The organism is Streptomyces polyasparticus (genome assembly GCF_014493765.1).
Taxonomy (GTDB): domain Bacteria; phylum Actinomycetota; class Actinomycetes; order Streptomycetales; family Streptomycetaceae; genus Streptomyces; species Streptomyces polyasparticus.
The window spans coordinates 108698-134332 of the sequence record NZ_JACTVJ010000006.1 but is presented as its reverse complement, the minus strand read 5'-3'; the positions used below and the strand labels follow the sequence as shown (position 1 = coordinate 134332).

Sequence of the window (25635 nt, the reverse complement as noted above, 5' to 3'; positions counted from 1 at the left end):
GGATCCATGACTCCCGTCGCAGCCACCGAGAAGGCACCCGCCCAGCAGCCCGCCCCGGCCAAGGGCGCGGGACCACTCCTTCGGGCCTGGCGCGAACAGCGCAGGATCAGCCAGCTCGAACTGGCGCTGCGGGCCGACTCCTCCGCCCGCCACATCAGCTTCGTGGAGACGGGGCGTTCACGCCCGAGCGAGGAGTTCCTGCTGCGGATCGCCGACCACCTGGACGTTCCGGTGCGCGAACGCAACGCCCTGCTGCTCGCGGCAGGTTACGCCCCGCGCTTCCCGGAGACCCCGCTCGACGAGCTCGGCACCCTGCGCGAGGGCCTCGAACAGCTGCTGCAGGGATACGAGCCGTATCCGGCGCTGATCGTGGACGCGACGTACAACGTGATCGCCGCGAACCGCGGGATCGCGATGCTGCTCGACGGCCTGTCCGAGGACTTGCTGACATCGCCGCTGAACGCGATGCGGCTGACCCTGCATCCGCGCGGCCTCGCGCCGAGGATCCGCAATCTCGCCGAGTGGCGGGGGCATCTCCTGCACCAGATGGAGCGGCAGATCGCCCTGTTCCGTTCGGATGCGCTCAGGGAGCTGTACGAGGAGGTGGCGGCGTATCCGGTGGACGATCCGGGCGAGAGCGCCGCGGGGTCCTCGCCCACGGCGTATGTCGCGCTGCCACTGCAGATCGAGCACGACGGCCGGACGCTGTCCTTCATCTCGTCGATCTCCACGTTCAACACCCCCATGGACGTGACCGTGGCCGAGCTGGCCATCGAGACGCTGCTCCCGGCCGACCCGGCGACGGTCAAGTACCTTCAGAGTCTGCTTCCTTGACGCCCCGCTTCAGCCCTTGGCCATCGCCCGCAGAGCGGTGTACTGGAGCGCCGCGAAGCCGGCCACGGTCAGGGCCTGCATCGGGATCCACACCGTGCCCGCGGTGCTCGGGCTGAACCACACCACCAGGGCGACGACGCTCATCACCGCCCAGGCGAGGTTGATCTCGACGACGGCGCGTACGGGCAGCACGGGCGGCTCCTTGCGGGCGGCGAGGACGCCGACCCCGGCCGCGTAGGCGAGAAGGCCGAGGCCGAGCGCGAGCAGCAGCCCGTCGTCGACCCCCAGGAGGCGCCCGAGCGGCCCGGAGGCCACGGCGTAGGCGAGCCCGTTGGCCCCGGTGACGACGGCGTCGAGCCCGAGAAAGAGACGGAGCGCGGCGCGGGGTTCGCGGGTACGCAGGGGGCCGGCGACAGTGAACGCGGACATGGGATCTACCTCCGACGCGATACGAATGAGTGAGCCGGCCGCCGGGCCGGAGTGCGCCGCCCCGGTGGCCGTGAGATCACCATGCCGGGCGGGGGGTGGGGTGGTCGATTACGTCAGAGGTAATGCCGAGGCCCCGCCGGCCCGTCGGCCTCCAGACAGCCCCGCCGCGCCATCCCGGCCCACCGCTCGCCCTGCCGGACCAGGCGGCCGCCCGGCGTGCCGGACCGGGCGGCCGGCAGGACTCTGGATGTACGGACCACGAGCAATGACGCCGTACACCTGAGGCAGGGGGTGGAGCGAGCTACACCCCGGCTGGGGAGTCTGCTGTCTCGTGGTGGGGGCATCCGGATTGCGAACGTCTTCCTGACGGATCCAGCTCGGGAAGGCGGACGGGATGTTCAGGCGAAGCAGGGGTTCAGGCACGGGTGGGACGGCGGTGGCCGGGCCCGTGGCCGCTCTTGAGCTGGACGGCGTGACGCGCGAGTACCGCGCAGGGGTGCGCGCGCTCGACGAGGTCACGCTCCGCGTTCCCGCCGGGCGGCTGCTGGCCGTCATGGGCCGCTCCGGGTCCGGCAAGTCGACGCTGCTGCAGTGCGCGGCCGGGCTCGACCGGCCGAGCACGGGGACGGTACGGATCGGGGGCACGGATCTGTCAGGGCTCGACGAGGCCGCGCTGACCCGGGTACGGCGTGACCGGGTGGGCTTCGTGTTCCAGGCGCTGAATCTGGTGCCTTCGCTCAGCGTCCTGGAGAACGCCGGGCTGCCTCTGCTGCTCGCCGGTGCGTCCGACGACCGTGACGCGCGTGCCCTGCGGGCGCTGGCCTCGGTCGGTCTGGCCGACCGTGCCGAGGACTCCCCCGCGCAGCTCTCCGGCGGTCAGCAGCAGCGGGTGGCCATCGCCCGCGCCCTGGTCACGGAGCCCGCGGTGGTGTTCGCGGACGAACCGACCGGGGCGCTCGATCCGGTGACGGCGGCGGAGGTGCTGGCATTGCTGCGCAATGCGGTGGACATGCACGGCCAGGCCGTGGTGATGGTCACGCACGATCCCGTGGCCGCGGAGTGGGCGGACGAGGCGGTGTTCCTGCACGAGGGGCGTCTGGTGGACCGCGTGGAGCGGCCGGTCGCGGGTCAAGTACGGGACGTTCTGCGGACGTTGGGGCACACACGGAGGGCGGCGGCATGAGCAGCGCAGCCTCCCTGCCGGCCGTCCGCGCACACCGGATGCACCGCAGGTCCTGGGCCGCGGTGACCGCCGCGCTCGTCCTGACCTCCGCGCTGCTCGGCTCGTTCGCGCTCGCGATCGCCGCCACGGCGCTCGGGCACGCACGCGTCGAACGGTACGCCGCCGCTCCGGTCGTGGTGGCCGGCGACCAGTCCACCCGGTACACGGCGAAGCCCTGGGGTTCGGACCCGGAGACGGCGACGGCGGCGCTCACCGAGCGCGTACGGATGCCGAGTTCGACGGTCGACGTACTGCGGGGCGTGGACGGGGTGCGGGCCGCCGTACCCGACGTGTCCATTCCTCTGACCTCGGGCGACGGCCGGGAGGTCGACGGACACCCGTGGAGCGCGGCGCAGTTGGCGCCGTACGCACTCCTGGAGGGCCGGGCGCCCGCGCACCCCGGCGAGGTCGTCGTGTCGCAGGACCGGAACCCCGGGCTCGGCCGGCCGCTGAGCCTGGACGCGAACGGCACCTCGCAGTCGTACGAGGTCGTAGGCGTGGCACAAGGCCACGGCGCCGCGTACTTCACGGACGCACAGACGCGCGCCCTCGGGCGCCACCCCGGGTCCGTCGACGTCATCGGTCTGCTGCCGCAACGCGGCGTAGGTCAGCAGGAGTTGTACGAGCGGGCACGAGCCGCGCTCGACAAGGCGGGAGCCCGTGACGTCAGCGCCCCGCACCGCGCGCAGGACGACGTCCGGCCCCTGCGGGTGCTCACGGGCGACGGGCGCGGTCTCGCCGAGCACCTCGACGCCCCGGCCGCACGGACCGGTGCGCTGGAACTGCTCGGATCGATCGCGGCGACCCTGCTCATGGTCGCCCTCCTCGTGATCTCCTCACTGGTGGGCCAGGCCCTGCGGCAGCGCTCGGGGGAACTCGCCCTCTTGCGGGCCGTGGGCTCCTCCCCGCGTCAGCTCCGCGCGACTGTCGGCCGCGAGGTGCTGCGCGTCAGCGTGCGCCCCGCACTGCTCGGCGCACTCCTGTCCGTACCGGCCTTCCTCGGTCTGCTGCAGCTCCTCAAGGCCGGCGGCGCTCTGCCGTCCGGCCTCGAACTGCCCACCCCTGCCTGGCTGTTCACCGCCCCCCTGGTCACGGCCGGACTCACGATCGGAGCGGCCCGCCTGACCGCGCTGTTCGGCTGTGCGCGAGCCGCTCGCATCAGGCCCGCGCGGGCTCTCGGCGAGGCACGCGGCGCCGTGGCGACGCCCGGCCAGGGGCGTCGTATCGCCGGGCTCGTGCTCCTCGGTCTCGGCGTCGGTTCGGCAGGGGTGTCCGTGACGCAGAGCGGTGCCGCCGCGGCGATGGCGGCGAGCACGGCGGCGCTCACGATGGTGATCGGCTGTGCGGTGCTGGGGCCGTGGATCGCGCGTGGTGCGCTCGCCGTCATCGGACCGTGGCTGCGCCGGACGGGGCCCCAAGGGCAGCTCGCCGCGGCCGAGTTGAGGGCGCACACCGCCCGCTTCGGTGCGGCGATCACGCCGATCGTGCTGGTGACGGCGTTCGCCGTGGTGCAGCTCGGCGCGGGAGCGACGATGCAGCAGACCGGTGAGCGCCAGGCCGCCGCGGCCCTGCACGCCCAACTGCAGGTGACAGGTGGTGGATCGGCCCAGGAGATCCGCCGCATGGCGGGCGTCACGGCCGCCACGGAGGTCGTCCGCAGCACGGTCGTCGTGGCCGCCAAGCAGGCGGGCTCGCCCGCACTCGACCGGCTCCCGGCACTGGGGGTCACGCCCGGGGGACTGACGCGGACGCTCGACCCGAAGACGGTCGAGGGCTCGCTGGACGAGCTGCGCCCCGGCACCGTCTCGGTCGGCAGCGACCGCGCACGGGCCCAGGCCCTGCACATCGGATCCCGCGTACAGGTGCGCTTCGGCGACGGCGAGGAGCGCACGCTCACCGTGGTCGCCGTGCACGAACGCGGCCTGGCACTGGGTGAGTTGATGTTCTCGCGCGAGGAGCTGGCCCGCCACATGACGTCCCCCGGCGCGGGCGAGATCCTGGTGGCGACCGCGCCGGATGCCGATGTCCCGGCGATACGTTCCGCACTGGAGCGGCACCCGGGCGCCGAGGTGACCGAGGCCCGTCCGCTGCATCTCACGCTCCCCGACCAGACGCTCAACGAGCGGCTGAGCCAGGTGGCCGTGGCCGCCATCGGTGCGTTCACGATGATCGCGGTGCTCAGCACCCTCACCCTGATCGGCGTGGGCCGCAGGCCCGGCCTTCGACTGCTGCGCCGGGTGGGTGCCGGGCGCCGGCAGGTGCGCGGGATGCTGCGCGCCGAGGCGGCCGTCGTGACCCTGACCGGTCTGGCGGTGGGGACGGTGGTGGCCGCCGTCCCCCTGCTCGCCTTCGCCTTCTCCACCGCGCACGCACTCCCGTATCTCCCCCTGGGAACGGCCGTGTCGATCGTGGGCGCGGTGGCGGTCACGGCCTGCGCGGGCACGCTGCTGCCGACCCGTGCGGCCGCGCGGTGAGCCGTCAGTTGGCGGCGTCGAGCCGAGCGCGCTGGTCGGCGCTGAGCACCAGGTCGACCGCGGCCAGGTTCTCCTCCAGCTGCTCCAGCGAGGACGCGCCCGCGAGCGGGACGGTCGGGATGTCGCTGTCGATCAGCCAGGAGAGCACGACCTGGTTGACGGTGGCCCCGGTCTCCTTCGCCACCTCGTCCAGGACAGCCCGGCGCTTGGTCGTGCCGGCGTGCTCCAGCGGGTAGTCGAGCGGCTTGTCGGCGCGGGTGTAGGCGCCGGCGAGCAGCGGGCTGTACGCGACCAGGGTGAGCTCCGGGTTGGCGCGTACGTAGCTCTGCAGTTCGCCGGTGAAGCAGCCGATGTCGCCGTCCTGCGAGAGCTGGCCGGGGATGTCGGCGCGGCGGCGCAGATACGTGTGGTGGTACTGCAGCACCTCGTAGCCGGGCAGGCCCGCGGCGGCCGCGATGGCGCGGGCCCGCTCGACCTTCCACGTCCAGTGGTTGCTCACCCCGAGCATGCCGACGGTGCCTTCCTCGACGAGCGCGGCGAAGCCTTCGACGGTCTCCTGGAGCGGGGTCCTCGGGTCCTCGATGTGCGCGTACAGCAGGTCGAGCTTCTCCATCCCGAGGCGCTCGCGACTGCCCTCGGCGGCCTCGCGGATCGCCTTGGCGCTCAGGCCCTCGGGGTTGTCGGTGTAGCTGGTGCCGGGGGCGAGGGGGCGGGCGCCGAGCTTGGTGGCGATGACGACCTCGTCGCCGATGCCGCGGCTGCGGCGCCAGTTGCCGATGACGGTCTCGCTGTCGCCGCCCTGGCCGCCGGTGTTCCAGAACGCGTAATTGTTGGAGGTGTCGATGAAGTTGCCGCCGGCTTCGACGAACCGGTCCAGGATCGCGAACGCGGTCGCCTCGTCGGTCCGGGTTCCGAACAGCATGGCACCGAGGCTGAGCACGCTGACCTTGCGGTGGGTGGCGGGGTTGCTGCCAAGGGTGCGGTAACGCATGGGTGTCCTCCGTGGTGGGCCGCGGGGTGCGGGCCCTTCTGCGGAGGAGTCTGCGTGTTGAAGTGCACGCGAAGGCAAGGGGGTTGTGGGCGTCAGAATCCGGCCATCGACTTGTCCAGCACTCCGCCGAACGCCCCGTAGGCACTGCAGCGCACCGAGTGCCCCGCAGTGCGCCGGAGCCCGAACCCCACGCAGAACGACATCAGCAGAATCGCGCCGAGGACCATCGCCACGACAGGGTGGTAGACGACGTACGCGAAGCACGCGATGCCGGTCCAGATGACCAGTGGCAGGAGCGAGCAGCGCAGCACCGTCCGGAACGAGATCCGCACCGCGCCCGACGGCATGGCGCGCGTGTGCCATACGTCGATGTGGTTCCTGGTCACGCAATGCTCGGGCCGCATGCGGGCATCTCACCACCACCAGCCCGGGGTCCGCACGGCAAACGCGGGAAGCCGGCTATCCGTTCAGATAAGCCAGCACCGCCCGCACCCGCCGGTGCCCGCCCTCCGTAGGCGGGAGTTCCAGCTTGGTGAAGACGTTGCCGATGTGTTTGTGGACCGAGCGTTCCGTGATGACCAGGGACTTGGCGATCGTCGCGTTGTCGTGGCCCTCGGCCATCAGCTGGAGGACCTCGCGCTCGCGTGCCGTGAGCGTCTCCAGGGGTGAGTCCTTGCGCCGCCGTGAGAGCAGTTCCGTGACCACCTCGGGATCGAGTGCGGTTCCACCGGACGCGACCCGCTCCAGCGCGTCGAGGAACTCGTCGACCCGGCCGACCCGGTCCTTGAGCAGATACCCGACGCCCCGCGCGCCGCCGCCGAGCAGCTCGGCGGCGTAGGTCTCCTCGACGTACTGGGACAGGACGAGGACGGGCAGGTCCGGCAGCGACTCACGGGCGTCGAGGGCCGCGCGCAGCCCTTCGTCCCGGAAGCCGGGCGGCATCCGTACGTCCAACACGGCCGCGTCCGGGCGGTGTTCGAGCAGCAGCGGGAGGATCTCGGGTCCGGTCGAGGCGACGCCCGCCACCTCGTGGCCCGCCGACTGCACCAACAGGACGAGGCCCTCCCGCAGGAGGGCGTTGTCCTCGGCGATCACCACGCGCACGGCAGCTCCACTTCGATCTCGGTCGGCCCTCCGACGGGGCTGGTCAGGGACACGGTGCCATCAAGTGCGGCCACGCGGCGACGCACCCCGACCAGACCGCTGCCGGCCGACTCGTCCGCTCCCCCACGACCGTGATCGCGTACGAGCACCCGGAGCTTTCCGTCCATGCGCGAGAGCGCGACCTCGGCGGTGTCCGCCCCGCTGTGCTTGGCGGCGTTGGTGAGCGCTTCGGCGACCACGAAGTACGCGGCCGCCTCGACGGCGGCCGGTGCCCGCGGCCCGTCGGCCACCCCGTCGGCCGACACCTCCACGGTCAGGCCGCTGGAGGCTGCGAGCGCCCGCACGGCCCCGTCGAGCCCGCGGTCCGTGAGCACCGGCGGATGGATCCCCCGTACGACATGGCGCAGTTCCGCGAGGGCCTGTTCGGCCTGGTCCTGGGCGTCGTCGAGGAGTTTGCGGGCCGCTTCCGGATCGCGGTCGTAGGCCCGCTTGGCGAGCCCGATCCGCATCGAGAGTGCGACGAGCCGGGCCTGGGTGCCGTCGTGCAGATCGCGTTCGATCCGGCGCAGCTCGGCGCCGTGCGCGGCCACCGCTCCCGCGCGGGTCTCGGTGAGCTGCTCCACGCGCTGGGCGAGGTCGGCCCCGGGCGGGGGCTGGAGCAGGGCGCGCGTCCAGGAGCAGGACAGATCGGCGAGTACCTCGATGACGGGCAGGACCACGGGACGCCGCCCGAGGACTCCGCACCAGATGCCGTCGACGATGAGCGCGGGCACCCACAGGAGCAGGGAGAGATACCAGAGCACCAGGCCGTAGAGCAGCTGCGCGAGGACCCAGCGCAGGTCACGGTAGGTGGCGGGATCGGTGGTGGCGTGGCGCAGACGTTCGGCGAGCGGCCCGGTCAGCGGCAGATACGCCTCGGGCACCCCCTCGCCCGTACGGGCCCCGACCCGGCGCCGCTCGAAGGACGCGAAGCGCCGTACGGTCTGCACGGTCTCGGGCAGGATGCCGGCGCCGACGACGAGCAGGGTCGCGGCGAGCCCGAGAAGAAGCAGCCCGACCATCAGATAGCAGGCGAGGCTCACCCCGGCACCGATCAGGAGGTACCGGGTGGCGAGCCATGCCCGTCGTATTGCCGCGTCCATGGTGATCAGGCTAAATGCCGCGGCGGTGCGCTACGCCTGCTGCTTGTCGCGCAGGAGGTACAGGCCGAGGGCGGAGCCGAGGAACACCACGCCGGAGGGGGCGGAGACGGCGACCTGCGGCACGCTCTCCCACAGGAAGTTGCTGGAGACGTTGACGACGAGGGCGACGACGAGCAGCGGCCAGAGCAGGGGCTTCATGAGGACTCCAAGGTGGACCTGGCTTGACCAGGTGGACGTGGCTTGACGTGATCCATCCTCGCGAGCGGCCCGGGGCCGTGACGACAGTGCCCACTGGTCGATAGGGGGTGTAGCGGGCTACACCCCGGGGCCGCACCCCTTACGGAGTCCGCCGAAATGTGCCGTTCGTCCCCCGGCCTTACCGTCGATCGCATACGTGTCCGCACGTGCCGACCGAGGGAGCCGAGCGGTGACCGACCAAGTGACCGAGCCGGGCGCCGCGCTGTTGCGCGCCGGGAAGTTCTTCCGGCGCGGCGAGGCCGCCCCCGATATGCACAGCGTGCAGCTCAAGGGCGGACGGCAGGCCGACACCTTCTACCGCGACCGCTGGAGCCACGACAAGGTCGTGAACTCCACGCACGGCGTGAACTGCACCGGCTCGTGCCGCTGGAAGGTGTACGTCAAGGACGGCATCATCACGTGGGAGACCCAGCAGACGGACTATCCGTCGGTGGGCCCCGACCGCCCGGAGTACGAGCCGCGCGGCTGCCCCCGGGGCGCGGCCTTCTCCTGGTACACGTACTCGCCGACCCGGGTCCGCTACCCGTACATCCGCGGTGTCCTCCTGGACATGTACCGCGAGGCGAAGGCCCGGATCGGCGACCCGGTGCAGGCCTGGGCCGACATCCAGAACGACCTGGCCAGGCGCCGCACGTACCAGCAGGCCCGCGGCAAGGGCGGCCTGGTGCGCGCGACCTGGGACGAGGCTCTGGAGATCGTCGCGGCCGCGCACGTCCACACCATCAAGCAGTACGGTCCCGACCGCGTCGCCGGCTTCTCGCCGATCCCCGCGATGTCGATGGTCTCGCATGCGGCGGGCGCCCGGTTCATGAGCCTCATCGGCGCCCCGATGCTCTCCTTCTACGACTGGTACGCGGACCTCCCGGTCGCGTCCCCGCAGGTATTCGGTGACCAGACCGACGTGCCCGAGTCAGGTGACTGGTGGGACGCCGCGTATCTGATGATGTGGGGCTCCAACGTCCCCGTGACCCGTACGCCCGACGCGCACTGGATGGCCGAGGCCCGCTACCGCGGCCAGAAGGTGGTCGTGGTCGCGCCGGACTACGCGGACAACGCGAAGTTCGCCGACGAGTGGCTGCACCCGCACCCCGGCACCGACGCCGCGCTCGCCATCTCCATGGGGCACGTGATCCTCAAGGAGTTCTTCGTCGACAAGAAGACCGACTTCTTCGACGACTACGTCCGCAAGTACACCGACCTGCCCTTCCTGGTGACGCTCACCGAGAAGGACGGCGCGTACGTGCCCTCGAAGTTCCTGCGCGCCTCGGACATCGGGCAGGACAGCGAGGCCGCCGAGTGGAAGACGGTCGTCCTCGACGAGACCACCGGTCAGCCGGCCGTCCCCAACGGCTCGCTCGGCTTTCGCTGGACGGAGTCCGGCAACGGCAAGTGGAATCTCCAGCTCGGCTCGATCACCCCGCAACTCTCGCTGCACGGGACGGAGTTCGCGACCGGCGTCGAGGTCCTGCTCCCCCGCTTCGACACCGAGGGCGGCGAACACGGCCAGGGCCGCGGCGAGGTGCTCACGCGCGGGGTCCCGGCCACGCGGCTCGGCGGCCAGGACGGACCTCTCGTCACCACCGTCTTCGATCTGCAGCTCGCGCAGTACGGGGTGGCGCGCGAGGGCCTGCCCGGCCAGTGGCCCTCTTCGTACGAGGACGCGGAGACCCCGGGCACCCCGGCGTGGCAGGAGCAGCACACCTCCGTGCCCGCCGCGAAGGCCGTCAAGATCGCCCGGGAGTTCGCGCAGACGGCGGAGAAGTCCCGCGGCCGCTGCATGATCCTGATGGGCGCCGGTACCAACCACTGGTTCCACTCCGAGCAGATCTACCGCTCCTTCCTCGCCCTCCTTCAGCTCACGGGCTGCCAGGGCCGCAACGGCGGCGGCTGGGCGCACTACGTGGGCCAGGAGAAGTGCCGCCCGGTGACCGGCTGGGCGACGCTCGCCGGTGCGGGCGACTGGTCGAGGCCGCCGCGGCAGATGATCGGCGCGGCGTACTGGTTCCTCAACACCGACCAGTGGCGTTACGACAAGTTCCAGGCCGATGTGCTCGCCTCGCCACTGGGCGAGGGCCGCTTCGAGGGCATGACGGGCGCGGACTGCCTTGCCCTGTCGGCGCGTTCGGGCTGGATGCCCTCGTATCCGACGTTCAACCGCAACCCGCTCGATCTCGCCGAGTCCGCGGACCCGGTGGCGGACACCGTCGCGGAACTCAAGGCGGGAACCCTCAAGTTCGCCTGTGAGGACCCGGACGCCGAGGAGAACTGGCCGCGGGTCGTCACCCTGTGGCGGGCGAATCTGCTCGGCTCGTCCGCGAAGGGCGCCGAGTACTTCACCAAGCACCTGCTCGGCACGCAGTCCTCCCTGCGCGCCGAGGAGGCCGGTCCGGACGTACGGCCGCGGGATGTGAAGTGGCACGAGGAAGCCCCCGAGGGAAAGCTCGATCTGCTGCTCTCGCTCGACTTCCGGCAGACGTCCTCGACGCTGCTCAGCGACGTCGTACTGCCCGCCGCCACCTGGTACGAGAAGCACGACCTGTCGACCACGGACATGCACCCCTACGTGCACTCGTTCACGCCGGCGGTGAACCCGCCGTGGCAGGCCCGCACCGACTTCGACACCTTCCTCGGACTCGCCCGCAAGTTCAGCGAGTTGGCCCGCCCCCACCTCGGCACCCGCAAGGACCTGGTGGCCACGGCCCTCCAGCACGACACCCCGGGCGAAATGGCCCAGCCCGGCGGTGTGGTGCTCGACTGGAAGCGCGGCGAGTGCGAGCCGGTGCCCGGAAAGACCATGCCGAACCTGACGGTCGTGGAGCGTGACTACACGGCGATCGGCGAGAAGTTCGCGGCGCTCGGCCCGCTGGTCGAGAAGCTGGGCCTGCCCGCGAAGGGCATCGCCCTCAACCCCGACCAGGAGGTCGAGGAGCTCAAGCAGCGCAATGGCACGGTACGCGGCGGCCCGGCGGACGGCCGCCCACTCCTGGACACCGCGATCAAGGCGGCCAACACCATCCTCGCGCTGTCCGGCACGACCAACGGGCGGCTCGCCACCCAGGGCTTCCACACGCTCGAGAAGCGCACCGGCCAGGAGATGGCGCACCTCGCGGCCGAGCACGAGGGCAAGCGCATCACGTACGCGGACACGCAGGCCGCTCCCGTACCTGTGATCACCTCGCCCGAGTGGTCGGGCAGCGAGTCCGGCGGCCGCAGGTACACGGCCTTCACGCTCAACACCGAGCATCTGAAGCCCTGGCACACCCTCACCGGACGCCAGCACTTCTTCCTCGACCACGACTGGATGCACGAGCTGGGCGAGGCGCTGATCGTCTACAAGCCGCCGCTGGACATGCACCGTCTGTTCGGCGAACCGCGGCTCGGCGCGGACGGCACGAAGGAAGTCACCGTCCGGTACCTCACCCCGCACAACAAGTGGTCCATCCACTCCGAGTACCAGGACAACCTGTTCATGCTGTCGCTCTCGCGCGGCGGCCAGTGCATCTGGATGTCCCCGCAGGACGCGGACGCGGTGGGCGTGAAGGACAACGACTGGATCGAGGCGGTCAACCGCAACGGTGTGGTCGTGGCCCGCGCGATCGTCTCGCACCGGATGCCGCAGGGCACGGTCTACATGCACCACGCGCAGGAGCGCACGGTGGGCGTCCCGAAGACGGAGACCACCGGCAAGCGCGGCGGCATCCACAACTCGCTCACCCGGGTCCTGATGAAGCCCAGCCATCTCATCGGCGGCTACGCGCAGCTCTCCTGGGCCTTCAACTACCTCGGCCCGACGGGCAACCAACGCGACGAGGTCACGGTCATCCGTCGCCGCTCGCAGGATGTGGAGTACTGACATGCGCGTGATGGCCCAAGTGGCGATGGTGATGAACCTCGACAAGTGCATCGGGTGCCACACCTGCTCGGTCACCTGCAAGCAGGCATGGACGAACCGGACCGGCATGGAGTACGTCTGGTTCAACAATGTCGAGACCCGCCCCGGACAGGGCTACCCCCGGCGGTACGAGGACCAGGAGAAGTGGCAGGGCGGCTGGGTCCTCAACAAGCGCGGCGCGCTCAAGCTCAAGAACGGCGGCCGGTTCAAGAAGCTCACGCACATCTTCTCCAACCCCAAGCTGCCGGAGATCAAGGACTACTACGAGCCCTGGACGTACGACTACAAGAACCTCACCGACGCCCCGCTCGGCGACGACTACCCGGTGGCGGAGCCCCGTTCGCTGATCTCGGGCAAGCCGATGAAGATCGAGTGGTCCTCGAACTGGGACGACAACCTGGGCGGCGCCACGGAGCACGGGCCGCAGGACCCGATGATCGAGAAGGTCCGTGAACAGGCCGCGGAGAAGGTGAAGTTCGCCTTCGAGCAGACCTTCATGTTCTATCTGCCGCGCATCTGCGAACACTGCCTCAACCCGGCGTGCGTGGCCTCCTGTCCCTCGGGCGCGATGTACAAGCGCAACGAGGACGGGATCGTCCTGGTCGACCAGGACCGCTGCCGCGGCTGGCGGCAGTGCGTGACGGGCTGCCCGTACAAGAAGGTCTACTTCAACCACTCCACCGGCAAGGCCGAGAAGTGCACGATGTGCTACCCGCGCGTCGAGGTCGGCCTGCCGACGGTCTGCTCCGAGACCTGCGTCGGGCGGCTGCGCTACCTGGGCGTGATCCTGTACGACGCGGACAAGGTCACGGCCGCCGCGTCCACGAAGGACGACAAGGCGCTGTACGAGGCCCAGTTGGGCGTCTTCCTCGACCCCGACGACCCCGAGGTCCAGCGGGCCGCCGAGAAGGCCGGCATCCCGTACGACTGGATGGAGGCGGCCCGCCGCTCCCCCGTGCGCGCGCTGATCAGCAAGTACAAGGTGGCGCTGCCGCTGCACCCGGAGTACCGCACCATGCCGATGGTCTGGTACATCCCGCCGCTCTCCCCCGTCGTCGACGCGCTGACCGAGACGGGCCACGACGGCGAGGACGCGGGCAACCTGTTCGGCGCGATCGACACCCTCCGTATCCCGCTCGAATACCTCGCGGAGATCTTCACCGCGGGCGATGTCGCGCCCGTGCGCTCCTCGCTCAACAAGCTGGCCGCGATGCGCTCCCACATGCGGGCCATCAACCTCGGCGACCGGCCCGACCACTCAATCGCCGATTCGGTGGGGATGAGCGCGCAGGAGATCGAGGAGATGTACCGGCTGCTCGCGATCGCCAAGTACGAGGACCGCTATGTGATTCCGACGGCGGCGGTCGGTGACGCGAAGGCCCTGGAGGAGTCGGCTGTCCCCGACACCTGCTCGCTGGACCACGAGGGCGGTCCGGGCATGGGCGGCGACGGGCCGTTCGGCCAGGACTCCGGTTCCGGCAAGAAGCAGCTGCCGCTGGTCTCGATCGAGAACTTCCACGCGGCCCGCAAGCGCCAGACCTCCGACGAAGAGCCGGCCGATGTGAGGGAGCAGCAGTGAGCAAGGCGGTTCTGTACCAGGCGGCTTCGCTGTGCCTGTCGTATCCCGACGACGAGTTCCGGGCGCGTCTGCCGCTCCTGCGCCAAGCGGCCCCCGAACTGCGGAAGTTCCTGGACTTCGCGGACGCGACCTGCCCCACCGAGCTGGCCGCGCACTATGTGAAGGTCTTCGACTTCAAGAACCGGCACAGCCTGTATCTGAGCTGGTGGCGCGACGGTGACACCCGGCGGCGCGGCATGACGCTCGTCGGCTTCAAGCAGGTCTACCGCGAGCACGGCCTGGAGTTCTCCGACGAGGAACTGCCGGACTTCCTGCCCGCGGTCCTGGAGTTCTCCGCGCAGGTCGACACCCGGCTGCTGCTCGAATTCCGGCCGGGCCTGGAGCTGTTGCGCCTCGCCCTCACCGATCACGGCACGCCCTACGCGAGCGTGCTCGACGCCGTCTGCCGCACGCTGCCCGGACCGTCCCCGAAGGACAAGGCCGCGGCGATGGCGATGGCCAAGTGCGGTCCGCCCATCGAAACCGTCGGTCTCGAACCCTTCAGCCTCGTGGGAGAGCCCTCATGAACACGCTCCTTTGGGGGGTCCTGCCCTATGTCGCCGTCGCGCTCCTGATCGCGGGCACGTTCTGGCGCTTCAAATACGACAAGTTCGGCTGGACCACCCGCTCCTCACAGGTGTACGAGTCGAAGCTGCTCAACATCGCCTCGCCGATGTTCCACTACGGGCTGCTCTTCGTGTTCGTCGGGCATCTGATGGGTCTGTTCATCCCCGAGTCCTGGACCGACAAGGTCGGCATGGACGAGTCGATGTATCACAAGCTGTCGCTGTACGGCGGTACGGCGGCCGGTGTGCTCGCGGTGGCCGGGATTCTGCTGCTGCTCTACCGGCGCCGCACCAACACGCCCGTCTTCAAGGCGACCACGGTCAACGACAAGGTCATGTACCTGGTGCTGCTCGGCGGGATCGTGATGGGCATGTGGGCCAAGCTCACCAACTCCTCGCCCTCGCACGGCTACGACTACCGTCTGACGATCGCGCCTTGGGCCCGTTCCCTGTTCACGCTGCAGCCCGACATCGACAAGATGGTGGGCGTACCGCTCACGTACCAGATCCACGCCGTCATCGGACTGCTGCTCTTCGCACTGATCCCCTTCACGCGCCTGGTGCACATGTTCAGCGCGCCCGTGCAGTACCTGTTCCGCCCGTACGTGGTCTACCGCAGCCGGGACGAGACGCAGTTGGGCTCGCGCAAGGAGCGGCGGGGCTGGGAGCGGACCGGTTCGTAGTCCGCGTCGGGCAATGCGGTGCGGTGCCTGATCGGGGAGAGAGCCACCGGCAGCACGCTCAGGGCGAGGCAGACCGCGCCCGTCCAGAGTGCCGCGCGCAGGGAGACGTACTCGCCGATCAGGCCGGAGAGCGACGCGCCGATCGCCATCGACCCGGTGAACATGAAGCGGAACGTCGCGTTCATCCGGCCGAGCAGCGGTCCTGGCGTCAGACGCTGGCGCAGGCTCACCCCGAGCACGTTGGCGACGCCGGTCTTGAAGGTGAACACCGACCACGCGCCGGCCGCGAGCCACAGCCATGCGCCACGGTCGATCAGCGGCAGGAACACCGCCACGGGGGCCACCCACTGGTTGAGCCGCACCATGGTGCGCCCGAGGCCGAAGCGGGCGGCCAGGGGTTGTGCGCAGCGCGCGCCGACGAAGATGCCGATGCCGCCGATCGCCCAGTAGAGGCCCAACAGTCCGGTGGAGAGGCCGAGTTCACGGGCGAACAGGACCGGCAGCATGGTGTTGATGATCACGGAGCCGAGATTGCCGAGTGTGCCGGTGAGGGCCAGGGCGCGCAGTTCGCCGTCGCGCAGGACGTGGCGCAGGCCTTCGCCGATCTGCGTGAGCAGCCGGACCTGCTGTACGGCCTTCGCGGAGGCGCCGTCGTCCATCGGCTTGAGACGCAGGAGCTGCAGGCCGCTCGCCAGGTACCCCACCGCGGAGACGGCCATGGCCAAGGGTGCGGTGAGCAGTTCGACGAGCCCGCCGCCCGCGCCCCGGCCGGTCACGTTGCCCGCCGCCGACAGGCTCACGAGGGCCGCGTTGGCGGGCACCAGGGCTTCTCGTCCCACCAGCTTCGGCAGGGTGCTCTGCGCGGTCACGTCGAAGAAGACCGTGCTCACTCCGTCGAGCAGCACGACCGCGCACAGATGACCGAAGGTCAGCGTGTCCAGCCACCAGGCCAGCGGTACCGATCCCAGCAGGGCGCCGCGGGACAGTTCCGCGACGATCAGGACCCGGCGGTGGCGCATCCGGTCCACCCAGGCGCCGGCGGGCAGTCCGATCAGGAGGAACGCGATCGTGCTGAGCGCGGCAAGCAGGCCGACCTGTCCGGGGCCCGCGTCGAGCGCGACGACGGCGACCATGGGGACAGCCACGTACGAGACGTTGCTCCCCATGACACTGAGGACATTTGAGGAGAACAGCGTGCGGAACTGGCGTATCCGCCAAGGGGATTCGGTGGGCATGGCAGGAACAGTGCCCGGGCAGTGCAGGCCGGGGCGAATGTTTTAGGCTCAGCTAAATCTGAAGGGTTGGAACCAAGGGGAGGGTGGGGGCGGATGCTGGAGATCGAGTTCTCGGCCGAGGACGTGGCGCGGACACGGTTCGCGGTCTCCCCTCTGTGGGAGGTCATCGCGGGCGTACGGATCCTCAGCGGCGCCGGCAGCCAGGACCTGCACCGGCGGTGGGCCGAGCGGACCCGGACCCGTATCGCCGCGGCCAAGCTCGATCTCACCCCGCTGACCTCGCTCCTTCCGCCGGCCGACCAGCAGATCCCGAGCTTCCTCAGCCCGCCTCCCACGACGCCCGGGCCCTCTCTCGACGTCGAACTGGCCGCACTGCGCGCCACCCCGCCGGAGCTCCTTCGCACCACCTCGCAAGCCGCTCAGCCGGCCGTGGCGGCGCTGCTCGCGGACCGCGAACGGGGGCTCGGGAAGCTCGCCGACGTGATCACCGCGTACTGGGAGCTCGCGATGGCGCCGTTCTGGCCGCGCATGGCCGGGCTGTACGAGGCGGACATCCAGTACCGGGCGCGGCGCTTCGCCGAGGGCGGGACGGGCTGTCTCTTCGAGGACCTCGGCGAACAGGTCACCTGGGACTCCGGGCGTCTGCAGATCCGCCACAAGTTCTTCCACGGCGTGCGGCGCCTCGACGGGCACGGCCTGCTGCTCGTGCCCTCCGTGTTCGTCTGGCCGCGGGTGTTCTCCAAGACGGACGCCAAGTACCAGGCGACGCTGCGCTACCCGCCGCGCGGGGTCGGCCAGTTGTGGACGGCGCCGCCCTCCCCCGCCTCCGCCGCGCTCGCCGGTGTACTCGGCGCGGCCCGCGCACGGCTGCTCGCCGAGCTGTCGACTCCCGCCTCCACCACCGAGCTCGCCCCGCGCGTCGGGCTCTCCGCGGGCGGGGTGTCCCAACACCTGTCCGCCTTGCGCGCGGCGGGTCTGGTGTCGGCGCACCGGGCCGGGCGCTCGGTGCTCTACGCGCGGACGCGGGCGGCGGAGGTGCTGGTGGCGGGGGCGGGGGCCTGAACCGGGGAGGGTGGCGGGGCGGGGCCCTGAACGGGGACGGGGCGGGAGCCTTCGCCCGAGGACCTGGGCCCCTACGCAGCCCCTCCCTTGGTGTCACGGTCGTCGCGTTCGTCGTCGACGATCTCCGCGTCGACCACGTCGTCCTGCGGCGGGGCGTCCTGCGCCCCGGCGTCCGCGTCCTGGGGCTGCTGCTGTTCCGTCGCCCCCTGCGCCTGGGCGTACATCGCCTGCCCCATCCGCTGGCTGACCGTGGCCAGCTTCTCGGTGGCGCCCCGCAACTCCTCGGTGTCGGCGCTCGACTGCCCGATCACCCGCTTCAGGTTCGCGAGGGCGTCCTCCACCTCCGCCTTCGTGTCGGCCGGGATCCGCTCGGTGTTGTCCGCGATGAACCGCTCGGTCTGGTAGGCCAGTTGCTCGGCGCCGTTGCGGGTCTCCGCGGCCTCGCGGCGCTTGCGGTCCTCGTCCGCGTACTGCTCGGCCTCGCGCATCATCCGGTCGATGTCGTCCTTCGGAAGCGCCGATCCCCCGGTGACGGTCATCTTCTGCTCGCGGCCCGTCGCGAGGTCCTTCGCCGATACGTGCATGATCCCGTTGGCGTCGATGTCAAAGGTCACCTCGATCTGCGGTACGCCACGGGGTGCGGGCGGCAGTCCGGTGAGGTCGAAGACGCCGAGCTTCTTGTTGTACGCGGCGATCTCCCGCTCTCCCTGGAAGACCTGGATCCCGACCGAGGGCTGGTTGTCGGTCGCGGTCGTGAAGACCTCCGAACGGCGCGTCGGGATCGTCGTGTTGCGCTCGATGAGCTTGGTCATGATGCCGCCCTTGGTCTCGATCCCGAGGGACAGCGGCGTGACGTCGAGCAGCAGCACGTCCTTCACGTCACCGCGGATGACTCCGGCCTGCAGGGCGGCACCCACGGCCACGACCTCGTCGGGGTTGACGCCCTTGTGCGGGTCCTTGCCGGTGAGCTGCTTGACCAGGTCGGTGACGGCGGGCATCCGGGTCGAGCCGCCGACGAGGATCACATGGTCCACGGCGGAGAGTTTGATGCCGGCGTCCTTGACGGCCTGGTGGAAGGGCTCCTTGCAGCGGTCGAGCAGATCCTTGGTGAGTTCCTGGAACTGGGCGCGGGTGAGCTTCTCCTCCAGGTGCAGGGGTCCGGCCGAACTCGCCGTGATGTACGGCAGGTTGACCGTGGTCTCGTTGGCGGACGACAGCTCGATCTTCGCCTTCTCGGCTGCCTCGCGCAGCCGCTGCACGGCCATCTTGTCCTGGGCGAGATCGATGCCGTGCCCGTTCTTGAACTGCTTCGCGAGATGCTCGACGACCCGCTGGTCCCAGTCGTCGCCGCCCAGCTTCGTATCGCCGTTCGTCGCCTTGACCTCGATGACCCCGTCACCGATCTCGAGCAGCGACACGTCGAACGTGCCGCCGCCGAGGTCGAAGACCAGCACGGTCTGCTCGTCGCCGCGGTCGAGTCCGTACGCGAGGGCCGCGGCCGTGGGCTCGTTGATGATCCGCAGGACCTTGAGGCCCGCGATCTCACCGGCTTCCTTGGTGGCCTGGCGCTGGGTGTCGTCGAAGTACGCGGGCACGGTGATCACGGCGTCCGTGACCGTCTCGCCCAGATACGCCTCGGTGTCCCGCTTGAGCTTCTGCAGCACACGCGCGGACAGCTCCTGGGCGCGCAGCCTGCTGCCGTCGATGGTGCCCTCGTCGGGGAAGCGCCAACTCGTGTCGCCCATATGGCGCTTCACGGACCGGGCGGTGCGCTCGATGTTGGTGACCGCCTGCCGCTTGGCGACCTCGCCGACGAGGACCTCGCCGTTCTTGGCGAAGGCGACGACGGACGGCGTCGTACGTGCTCCTTCGGCGTTGGCGACCACGGTGGGTTCGCCGCCTTCGAGGACAGCGACCACGGAGTTCGTCGTACCGAGATCGATGCCGACCGCGCGTGCCATGTCAGTCCCCTTCCGACAACCCACTCCCGGATGTCCAGCACAAAACTTGAGCGGGCTGTTGTCAATGCCCCGGACGGCCGGTCCGGTGGTGCGCCTCGGTTGCGCCTGTCGGTTGTGCTCCGTGCCCACGGCTGTACGGTCGGGGGCATGGAGCAGCGCATCACCCTGATCACTCTCGGAGTGACCGATCTCGCCCGGTCCAAACGCTTCTACGAGGCCCTCGGCTGGCGCGGCCAGGAGGTCGAGGAGACGGTCTTCTTCCAGGCGGGCGGCCTGGGCTTCGTCCTGTGGAGCCGGGACAAGCTGGCGGCGGACTCGGGGGTCTCACCGGGTACGGCGGGCGGCTTCGGCGGGATCGTCCTCGCCCACAACGTCCGTTCGGACAAGGAGGTCGACGAACTCCTCACGTCTGCCGAGCGCGCGGGCGCCCGCGTCACGAAGCCGGCCGCGGTGAACGTCGTCGGCTTCTACTCGGGGGCGTTCGCGGACCCGGACGGCCACGTGTGGGAGGTGGCCCACAACCCGGGCTTCCCCCTGGCGGAGGACGGCTCGCTTACGTTGCCGGACTTCGGCGCCGCCTGAGCAGCTGCCTTCCCCGCGACGTACGCGTCCTGAAATGCTCACGGGATGATATTCGACACCGCCCGTCAGGGCGCCGAGTACCCGGAACTGTGGACGTTCCTCAGTGGCCTTGAGCGTGGCACGCATGTCAGCGGGACGGTCGCGGGCATCGAGAACTTCGGGGTGTTCGTGGAGCTGGATGAGGGGCCCCGCCATCCGGTGTACCCAGGAGTCGGGTTCATCACGATCCCCGAACTGTCCTGGGTCCGGTTCGAATCGCCGCACGAAATCATCGAAGTGGGCCAGCACATCACGTGCCAGTTCCTCGGCTTCGACACCCACCAGGGCGAGGCACGTCTCTCGCTCAAAATTCTGCAGCCGGATCCCTTCCAGGCGTTCGCGGACGAACGTGCCCTCGGAGATGTTGTGCCGGGCACCGTGACCAAGGTGGTGCCGTTCGGCGTGTTCGTGCGGATCGGCGACGACCCGTTCGAAGGTCGTGTGCACCGGGATCTGGCTGGTGGGCCCGAGTGGGACACCCTCGAACCAGGTGTGCCCGTAACCGTGGTGATCACCGAGCTCGACCGTGACCGTCGGCGGATCTCGCTCGCCTGGCCCTGACCGCCCAGCGGTCGCGGCAGCACAACGCCCCCGCCCCGGACCCGAAGTCCGGACCGGGGGCGTACGCGTGCAACCGATCAGGCGAGCTTGGCGCTCAGGGTGATCGTGGTGCCGGCCAGCGCCTGGCTGACCGGGCAGCCCGCCTTGGCCGCCTCGGCGGCGGCGACGAAGGCCGCGTCGTCGAGGCCGGGCACCTCGCCCTCGACCGTGAGGTGGATGCCGGTGATGCCCGTGCCCGGCTGGAACGTGACGTCCGCCGAGGTGGTGAGCTTGGTGGGCGGGGTGCCCGCACCGGCGAGGCCGTGCGAGAGGGCCATCGAGAAGCAACTGGAGTGGGCGGCCGCGATCAGCTCCTCCGGGCTGGTCTTGCCGTTCGCCTCCTCGGCGCGCGAGGGCCAGGACACCGGCTGCGAGCCGATGCCGGAGGAGTCGAAGGTGACGGTGCCGGCCCCCTCCATGAGGGACCCTTCCCAGACGGTGTGTGCGCTGCGCGTGGTGGCCACGACAATTCCTTCCTCTGCGGGACGTCTGCTGACGGTTGGGTGACGTCCAGGTCCCATCCGACCACATCCAGGACAGTGCTCGCGATCAGGTCACCCGGAAAACGGGACCTTTGGGAGTGAACGGAAGCGATCCGCCTGCGCGCAGCAGAAACGCATGCTCCCGACGGATCCGCAGGACATCGCAGTCGCCGTCGGTGATCACCAGGACCGGCGCGTGCGCCGGGAAGTCCTCGGCCGTGTGCAGCAGGTCGATTCCGGGCTGCAGTTCGGTGCCGCCACGGCCCCGTACCCGTACCTTCTCGGCGATGTCCGTGACCGGCAGATAGCCGGCGTCGTGCGGGGCCACGTCGCAGAACACGACGCGCGCGGCGGGCACATCGCGGGCCGTCGCGTACGAGGCGATGGCGCCGAGCCCCTTGCCGAGCAGCGTGCGGCTCATCGAGGCCGAGGTGTCGAGGACCACACCGAAGGTGCAGCGCCGGATCTCCTCCGGCGGGAAGTACCGTCCCGCGCGCGGGATGTCCGGCGTGGAGGCCTGACGGCGCGCGGGCCGCGCGAAGCTGCGGACGGGTTCGGGCCGTGGCACGAACTCGTCGAACCACTCGGCCAGTCGGGCGTCCCACGGGAGCGGGGGCTGGGACAGCGCCTTGATCTCCTCGACGAGCCCGGCCGGAAGCGTGCCGCGGCCGCGGGCCTGGTGCAGATCGAAGCCCTGGGCGAGTCCGCGGCGGTAGTACTCGTCGAGGTCCACGTAGGCGGCGGGTGGGGTGATCGGGTGACCGAGGACGTCGCCGAGTCCCTTGCCGCGCAGGGTCGCGAGCCTGCGCAGCCGCCGCAGATCGCCGGCGATGCGGTCGTAGACCTCTTCGGTGGACAGGCCCGCGAGCTGCGGGTCGAAGAGCAGACCCGAGGGCATCGTGCCGATGTCCATCTCGATCAGCCAGGCGTTGATGACGTAGTCGGCCGCGACATTGAAGAGATACGGGTCGCGCGCACCGCACCGGTCCGCGTGCCGCAGCGCGGCGTGCAGCATTTCGTGGGCGAGCACGAAGCGCCATTCCTCGGACGTCATGCGCACGAGCGGGTTGATGTAGATCTCGGCTGCCGCGGCGTTCACGGCGGCCACGGAGATCTGGTGGGCGCGGGCGAGTTCGGCGTCGGCGACCACCGTCATGCCCGCGGCGATACCGCCGAGCAGCGGGTAGGAGGAGACGAACCAGTTGAGCGCCTGGTCCCAGGCCTGGCGGCGGTGCGGTTCACCGTCGAGGCTGTCGCGCAGACCGCCCGCCATGTCCATCGCCTGGGACATGGTGCGGGTCAGGGCCCGGGCGAACGCGGCCTGCCAGTCCGGCGGATCGTTCCAGTAGACCTGCCACGGCGCGAGTACCTGGTCGGGCGCACCGCCCGCCGTACCGCAGTGGGCATAGGCGCTCGGAATGCCGTCCCGGCGCCAGGACGCGGCGAGTTGCTCCTCGTCGCCGCCCGGATAGGAGGCCGGCAGATCGTCGGGCGGACGGCCGACGGGGAAGGTGAGCAGGAAGCGGTTGACCACCGCACAGCGCGCGGCCAGGTCGAAACGGTCGGGCTGCTCCCGCTCCCCCTTGGCAGCCGGCACATGGCCGAAGCCGAGGTGGATGACGCAGTGCGCGAGGGTCCAGGCCCAGGTCGCAGGGTCGGCGTACCGGGTGGCGTGGGCGTGCACGGTGCCGTTGGAGTCGACGACGGCCAGACCGCCTTGCGGAGCCGAGCCGCACTTCTCGGTCCGGCAGAACCTGGCCTCGACGGCCCGCAGTGCGGGATTGGCCTTCACCTGCTGCAGACCTGCCTCGAAGGCCCGGGTCGCGGGCGTGACCGCCGCCTTCCGCTGTGGCTTACGGCTCATCGCCGCGCTTCCACCAGGCGCGGCATGTCCCGCGCCGCCTCGATCAGGAACCAGGCCGGAAGCACCGGCTGGTCGTCGGCGTCGTCCGCGATGACGGTCTGCGCGACCTCCACGGAGATCTCCGCGAGCTGCACCAGCAACGACTTGGCGCGATAGGCGAGTTGACGCCCGTTCGCGCCCACGTGCTCCTTGGACGCGGGCAGTTCCTTGCGCAGCCGGGCACGGAACGCCTCGGCGAGGAAGTAGAGCAGGTCACGGTCCTCGATCCGCCGCGGCCAGGACGCCTCCCCTTTGATGATCGCCTCGATCCCGTACGCATGGCGCACGATCTTCACGTACCCGCAGAAGGACACGGCGTGCGCGGGCGTGAGGCAGCCGTGGGCGATGACCTTGAGGGTCTCCTCGTCCAGCGCGGGCCCGAAGGAGTGCAGCGCGTCGGAGAGCATGTGCCACGAGCGGGGCGTGGAGAAGGGCTGTTCGGTCTTCGGCGGCTTGGACCACAGGTGGTCGGGCCGGTCGGTGAGGTGGTCGAGCACCCAGGGGTGGATCCCGTTGCTGTGCGCCCACACGAGCCAGTCCTCGGACGAGGCCTGGAGGTGGACATGCGTGAGGCGGTTGACCAGGGCGGAGGCGATGGGGCGGGCCAGCGCGTTGTCGGTGGAGCGGTTGCCCGCGCCGATGACGATGGAGCCCTCGGGCAGCTCGTAGCTTCCGATACGGCGGTCCAGGATCAGCGAGTAGAAGGCCTTCTGGACGTCCGGTGTCGCCGCGTTGAGCTCGTCGAGGAAGAGGCAGTACGGCTCGTCGCGGGCGATCGACTCCGGCGGGCAGAACACCGAGCGGCCGTCACGGATCTGGGGCACACCGATCAGGTCCTCGGGGGCGAGCTGTGTCCCGAGCAGGCTCACGCATTCCAGGCCGAGCGAGTCCGCGAACGCCCGTACCAGCGAGGACTTCCCGATGCCGGGCGCGCCCCAGAGGAACACGGGACGCACGGTGGCGAGGCCGAGCAGCAGCTCGGGGACGCGGGCGGGCGTGACGGTGACAGCGGACTGCAAACGGGAGCTCCTGGTGACGGCGGAAGGATGAGGGCCCGGGCTCGGCTGTGCAGCCGCGCACCCACGGGCTGGTCCGGTACGGACAGTGTGGGTGGGTGTGCGCCCGGGCGCAGCTCATTTTCCGCCCGGCGCTCAGGCCTCCCCCACGGCTCCCCGGGCCGCGCGCACCTTCCGGGCGGACATCCAGGCGTATACGAGCACGCCCGCGAAGAGGAACAGAACGCCCTGGTACACGGGTTGGTAGCCGGCCCCGGCCACCAGCCACATCGCGAAGGCGAACGCGGCCAGGGCGACGATCGAGTCGCCCACGAGGCGGCCTCGGTTGACGAGGTCGCCCCGACCGATGAGCAGGTGGTAGATCTGCGCGGCCGCGGCGAGGAGGTAGGGCACGGTGGCCATGAAGGTGGTGACGGTGACCAGGAGCGTGAAGACACCGTCCGCCCCGGCCGCGTACTGGTAGATCGTCAGGAGCGAGGCGAGGACGACCGTGATGGCGACGCCGACGGTCGGGACGCCGCGTTCCTTGTGCGTGAAGATCTGCGGGAACAGGCCGTCCTTGGCCGCGGCGTACGGGGCCTGGGCGCTGAGCAGGGTCCAGCCGTTGAGCGCGCCGAGGATGGAGATCACGGCGGCCCAGGCGACGAGGGTGCCGCCCCAGGTGCCGCCGAACATCACGTCGACCGCGTCCGAGAACGGCGCCGTGGAGTTCACCACCTGCTCGTGCGGCAGCATCCCGAACACGGCGAGCGTGCCGAGCAGATAGACGACGGCGGCGCACAGGACGCCGAGGATCGTGGCGCGGCCGACATTGCGCCGCGGGTTGCGCACCTCGCCCGCGCTCATGGCGGCCGACTCGACGCCGAGATACGAGAAGAGCAGGATCGCGGCCGCCGCGGAGATCGCGCCGAGCGGGCTGTCGCCGTCGGCGAGGAACGGCCCGAGGTTGCCGGAGTCGAAGAAGAAGAGCCCGCCGATCGCGACGAGAAGCAGCGGCGCGAACTTCAGGACGGTGGCGACGAGTTGGACGGCGCCGACGTAGCGTGTGCCGGCGAAGTTGGCGAAGCCCGGCAGCCACTGCACGACGAGCGCCGCGAGGCACATGGACCACTTGTGCTCGACGATGGCGGGGAACAGCACCCCGAGGTACCCGACCGCGATCACGGCGAGCGCGGCGTTGGAGACCCAGGCGGTGATCCAGTACGACCAGGCCGCGAGGAACCCCGCGAAGTCGCCGAAGGCCTCACGCGCGTAGACATACGGGCCGCCGGTCCGGGGATCGCGCTGGGCGAGCCGCCCGAAGACCAGGGCGAGGGCGAGCGCGCCGAGCGTGAGCACGGCGAAGGCCACCAGGGCGATCGTGCCGTACGGGGCCACCGAGGCGGGCAGCAGGAAGATGCCGCCGCCGACGATGTTGCCCATCACGAGGCAGGTGGCGATGGGCAGTCCGAAACGGCGTGCGTGCTTGCTGAGCTCGTCGGGCTCGTCCGGCTCGACCGTGGGAACAGGGGTGGGGGTGCGGTCCATGCGGACACGCTGCAC

Annotated in this window: 22 protein-coding genes; 10 read left to right on the top strand and 12 right to left on the bottom strand. The window is 70.5% G+C overall.

Annotated elements, in window-relative coordinates:
• Nucleotides 1-6 precede the first annotated feature (6 nt).
• Nucleotides 7-834, top strand: coding sequence for a helix-turn-helix domain-containing protein (locus H9Y04_RS12645; protein WP_187813909.1), 828 nt, complete (start codon nt 7-9; stop codon nt 832-834).
• 9 nt (nt 835-843) lie between these two features.
• Here H9Y04_RS12645 and H9Y04_RS12640 read toward each other — a convergent pair whose 3' ends face one another.
• On the bottom strand, nt 844-1263 hold the full coding sequence (locus H9Y04_RS12640) for a hypothetical protein (protein WP_187813908.1): 420 nt from the start codon (nt 1261-1263) through the stop codon (nt 844-846).
• 394 nt (nt 1264-1657) lie between these two features.
• Between H9Y04_RS12640 and H9Y04_RS12635 the strand changes: the two genes are divergently transcribed.
• Both H9Y04_RS12635 and H9Y04_RS12630 read left to right on the top strand, forming a co-directional pair.
• Nucleotides 1658-2446: an ABC transporter ATP-binding protein gene (locus tag H9Y04_RS12635; RefSeq protein WP_187813907.1), complete on the top strand. Its 789-nt coding sequence runs from the start codon at nt 1658-1660 to the stop codon at nt 2444-2446.
• Entirely contained in the window at nt 2443-4959 is a 2517-nt protein-coding gene (locus H9Y04_RS12630) for an ABC transporter permease (protein ID WP_187813906.1), read from the top strand. The genes H9Y04_RS12635 and H9Y04_RS12630 overlap by 4 nt, the downstream gene beginning before the upstream one ends.
• Before the next feature lie 4 nt (nt 4960-4963).
• Here the strand turns inward: H9Y04_RS12630 and H9Y04_RS12625 are convergent, their stop codons facing one another.
• The 5 genes from H9Y04_RS12625 to H9Y04_RS12605 form a co-directional block, all read right to left on the bottom strand.
• Nucleotides 4964-5950, bottom strand: a complete 987-nt coding sequence (locus H9Y04_RS12625; protein WP_187813905.1) for an aldo/keto reductase — start codon at nt 5948-5950, stop codon at nt 4964-4966.
• A 92-nt stretch (nt 5951-6042) separates the two neighbouring features.
• Nucleotides 6043-6336, bottom strand: a complete 294-nt coding sequence (locus H9Y04_RS12620; RefSeq protein WP_308800961.1) for a hypothetical protein — start codon at nt 6334-6336, stop codon at nt 6043-6045.
• A gap of 73 nt (nt 6337-6409) precedes the next feature.
• A complete protein-coding gene (locus tag H9Y04_RS12615; protein WP_187813903.1) occupies nt 6410-7054 on the bottom strand; it encodes a response regulator transcription factor in 645 nt (214 codons plus the stop codon).
• Nucleotides 7042-8196, bottom strand: a complete 1155-nt coding sequence (locus H9Y04_RS12610) for a sensor histidine kinase (protein ID WP_187813902.1) — start codon at nt 8194-8196, stop codon at nt 7042-7044. The genes H9Y04_RS12615 and H9Y04_RS12610 overlap by 13 nt, the downstream gene beginning before the upstream one ends.
• A gap of 30 nt (nt 8197-8226) precedes the next feature.
• A complete protein-coding gene (locus H9Y04_RS12605) occupies nt 8227-8394 on the bottom strand; it encodes a hypothetical protein (protein ID WP_187813901.1) in 168 nt (55 codons plus the stop codon).
• 229 nt (nt 8395-8623) lie between these two features.
• Here H9Y04_RS12605 and H9Y04_RS12600 point away from each other — a divergent pair, with 229 nt between their 5' ends.
• Genes H9Y04_RS12600 through narI form a run of 4 tightly spaced genes read left to right on the top strand, consistent with a single transcriptional unit; the run spans nt 8624 to nt 15213 of the window.
• Entirely contained in the window at nt 8624-12307 is a 3684-nt protein-coding gene (locus H9Y04_RS12600; RefSeq protein ID WP_187813900.1) for a nitrate reductase subunit alpha, read from the top strand.
• 1 nt (nt 12308) lies between these two features.
• Nucleotides 12309-13925, top strand: coding sequence for a nitrate reductase subunit beta (gene narH, locus H9Y04_RS12595; protein ID WP_187813899.1), 1617 nt, complete (start codon nt 12309-12311; stop codon nt 13923-13925).
• Complete coding sequence (gene narJ, locus H9Y04_RS12590; protein WP_187813898.1) at nt 13922-14491, top strand: nitrate reductase molybdenum cofactor assembly chaperone; 570 nt, start codon at nt 13922-13924, stop codon at nt 14489-14491. The genes narH and narJ overlap by 4 nt, the downstream gene beginning before the upstream one ends.
• Nucleotides 14488-15213 (top strand): respiratory nitrate reductase subunit gamma, encoded by a 726-nt coding sequence (gene narI, locus H9Y04_RS12585; protein WP_187813897.1) that lies wholly within the window; start codon nt 14488-14490, stop codon nt 15211-15213. Before narJ ends, narI begins: the two co-directional genes overlap by 4 nt.
• Here narI and H9Y04_RS12580 read toward each other — a convergent pair.
• Nucleotides 15141-16379 (bottom strand): MFS transporter, encoded by a 1239-nt coding sequence (locus H9Y04_RS12580; protein ID WP_438818098.1) that lies wholly within the window; start codon nt 16377-16379, stop codon nt 15141-15143. The two genes, narI and H9Y04_RS12580, sit on opposite strands and share 73 nt — an antisense overlap.
• A 162-nt stretch (nt 16380-16541) precedes the next feature.
• Here H9Y04_RS12580 and H9Y04_RS12575 point away from each other — a divergent pair, with 162 nt between their 5' ends.
• The gene (locus tag H9Y04_RS12575; RefSeq protein ID WP_187813895.1) at nt 16542-17510 is read left to right on the top strand and encodes an ArsR/SmtB family transcription factor; all 969 of its coding nucleotides are present in this window, start codon (nt 16542-16544) and stop codon (nt 17508-17510) included.
• 71 nt (nt 17511-17581) lie between these two features.
• On the opposite strand, the gene dnaK is transcribed toward H9Y04_RS12575, so the two are convergent.
• Nucleotides 17582-19471 (bottom strand): molecular chaperone DnaK, encoded by a 1890-nt coding sequence (dnaK, locus tag H9Y04_RS12570; protein WP_187813894.1) that lies wholly within the window; start codon nt 19469-19471, stop codon nt 17582-17584.
• Nucleotides 19472-19618: 147 nt separating this feature from the next.
• Here dnaK and H9Y04_RS12565 point away from each other — a divergent pair, with 147 nt between their 5' ends.
• Both H9Y04_RS12565 and H9Y04_RS12560 read left to right on the top strand, forming a co-directional pair.
• On the top strand, nt 19619-20053 hold the full coding sequence (locus H9Y04_RS12565) for a VOC family protein (RefSeq protein WP_187813893.1): 435 nt from the start codon (nt 19619-19621) through the stop codon (nt 20051-20053).
• Between the two features lie 45 nt (nt 20054-20098).
• Entirely contained in the window at nt 20099-20653 is a 555-nt protein-coding gene (locus H9Y04_RS12560; protein ID WP_187813892.1) for a S1 RNA-binding domain-containing protein, read from the top strand.
• A 77-nt stretch (nt 20654-20730) separates the two neighbouring features.
• On the opposite strand, the gene H9Y04_RS12555 is transcribed toward H9Y04_RS12560, so the two are convergent.
• From H9Y04_RS12555 to H9Y04_RS12540, 4 genes are all read right to left on the bottom strand, one after another.
• Nucleotides 20731-21156, bottom strand: a complete 426-nt coding sequence (locus tag H9Y04_RS12555) for an OsmC family peroxiredoxin (RefSeq protein ID WP_187813891.1) — start codon at nt 21154-21156, stop codon at nt 20731-20733.
• An 85-nt stretch (nt 21157-21241) separates the two neighbouring features.
• A complete protein-coding gene (locus tag H9Y04_RS12550) occupies nt 21242-23038 on the bottom strand; it encodes a vWA domain-containing protein (protein WP_187813890.1) in 1797 nt (598 codons plus the stop codon).
• On the bottom strand, nt 23035-24096 hold the full coding sequence (locus H9Y04_RS12545; RefSeq protein ID WP_187813889.1) for an ATP-binding protein: 1062 nt from the start codon (nt 24094-24096) through the stop codon (nt 23035-23037). The genes H9Y04_RS12550 and H9Y04_RS12545 overlap by 4 nt, the downstream gene beginning before the upstream one ends.
• Before the next feature lie 132 nt (nt 24097-24228).
• Nucleotides 24229-25620: an amino acid permease gene (locus H9Y04_RS12540; protein WP_236070782.1), complete on the bottom strand. Its 1392-nt coding sequence runs from the start codon at nt 25618-25620 to the stop codon at nt 24229-24231.
• Nucleotides 25621-25635: the final 15 nt, after the last annotated feature.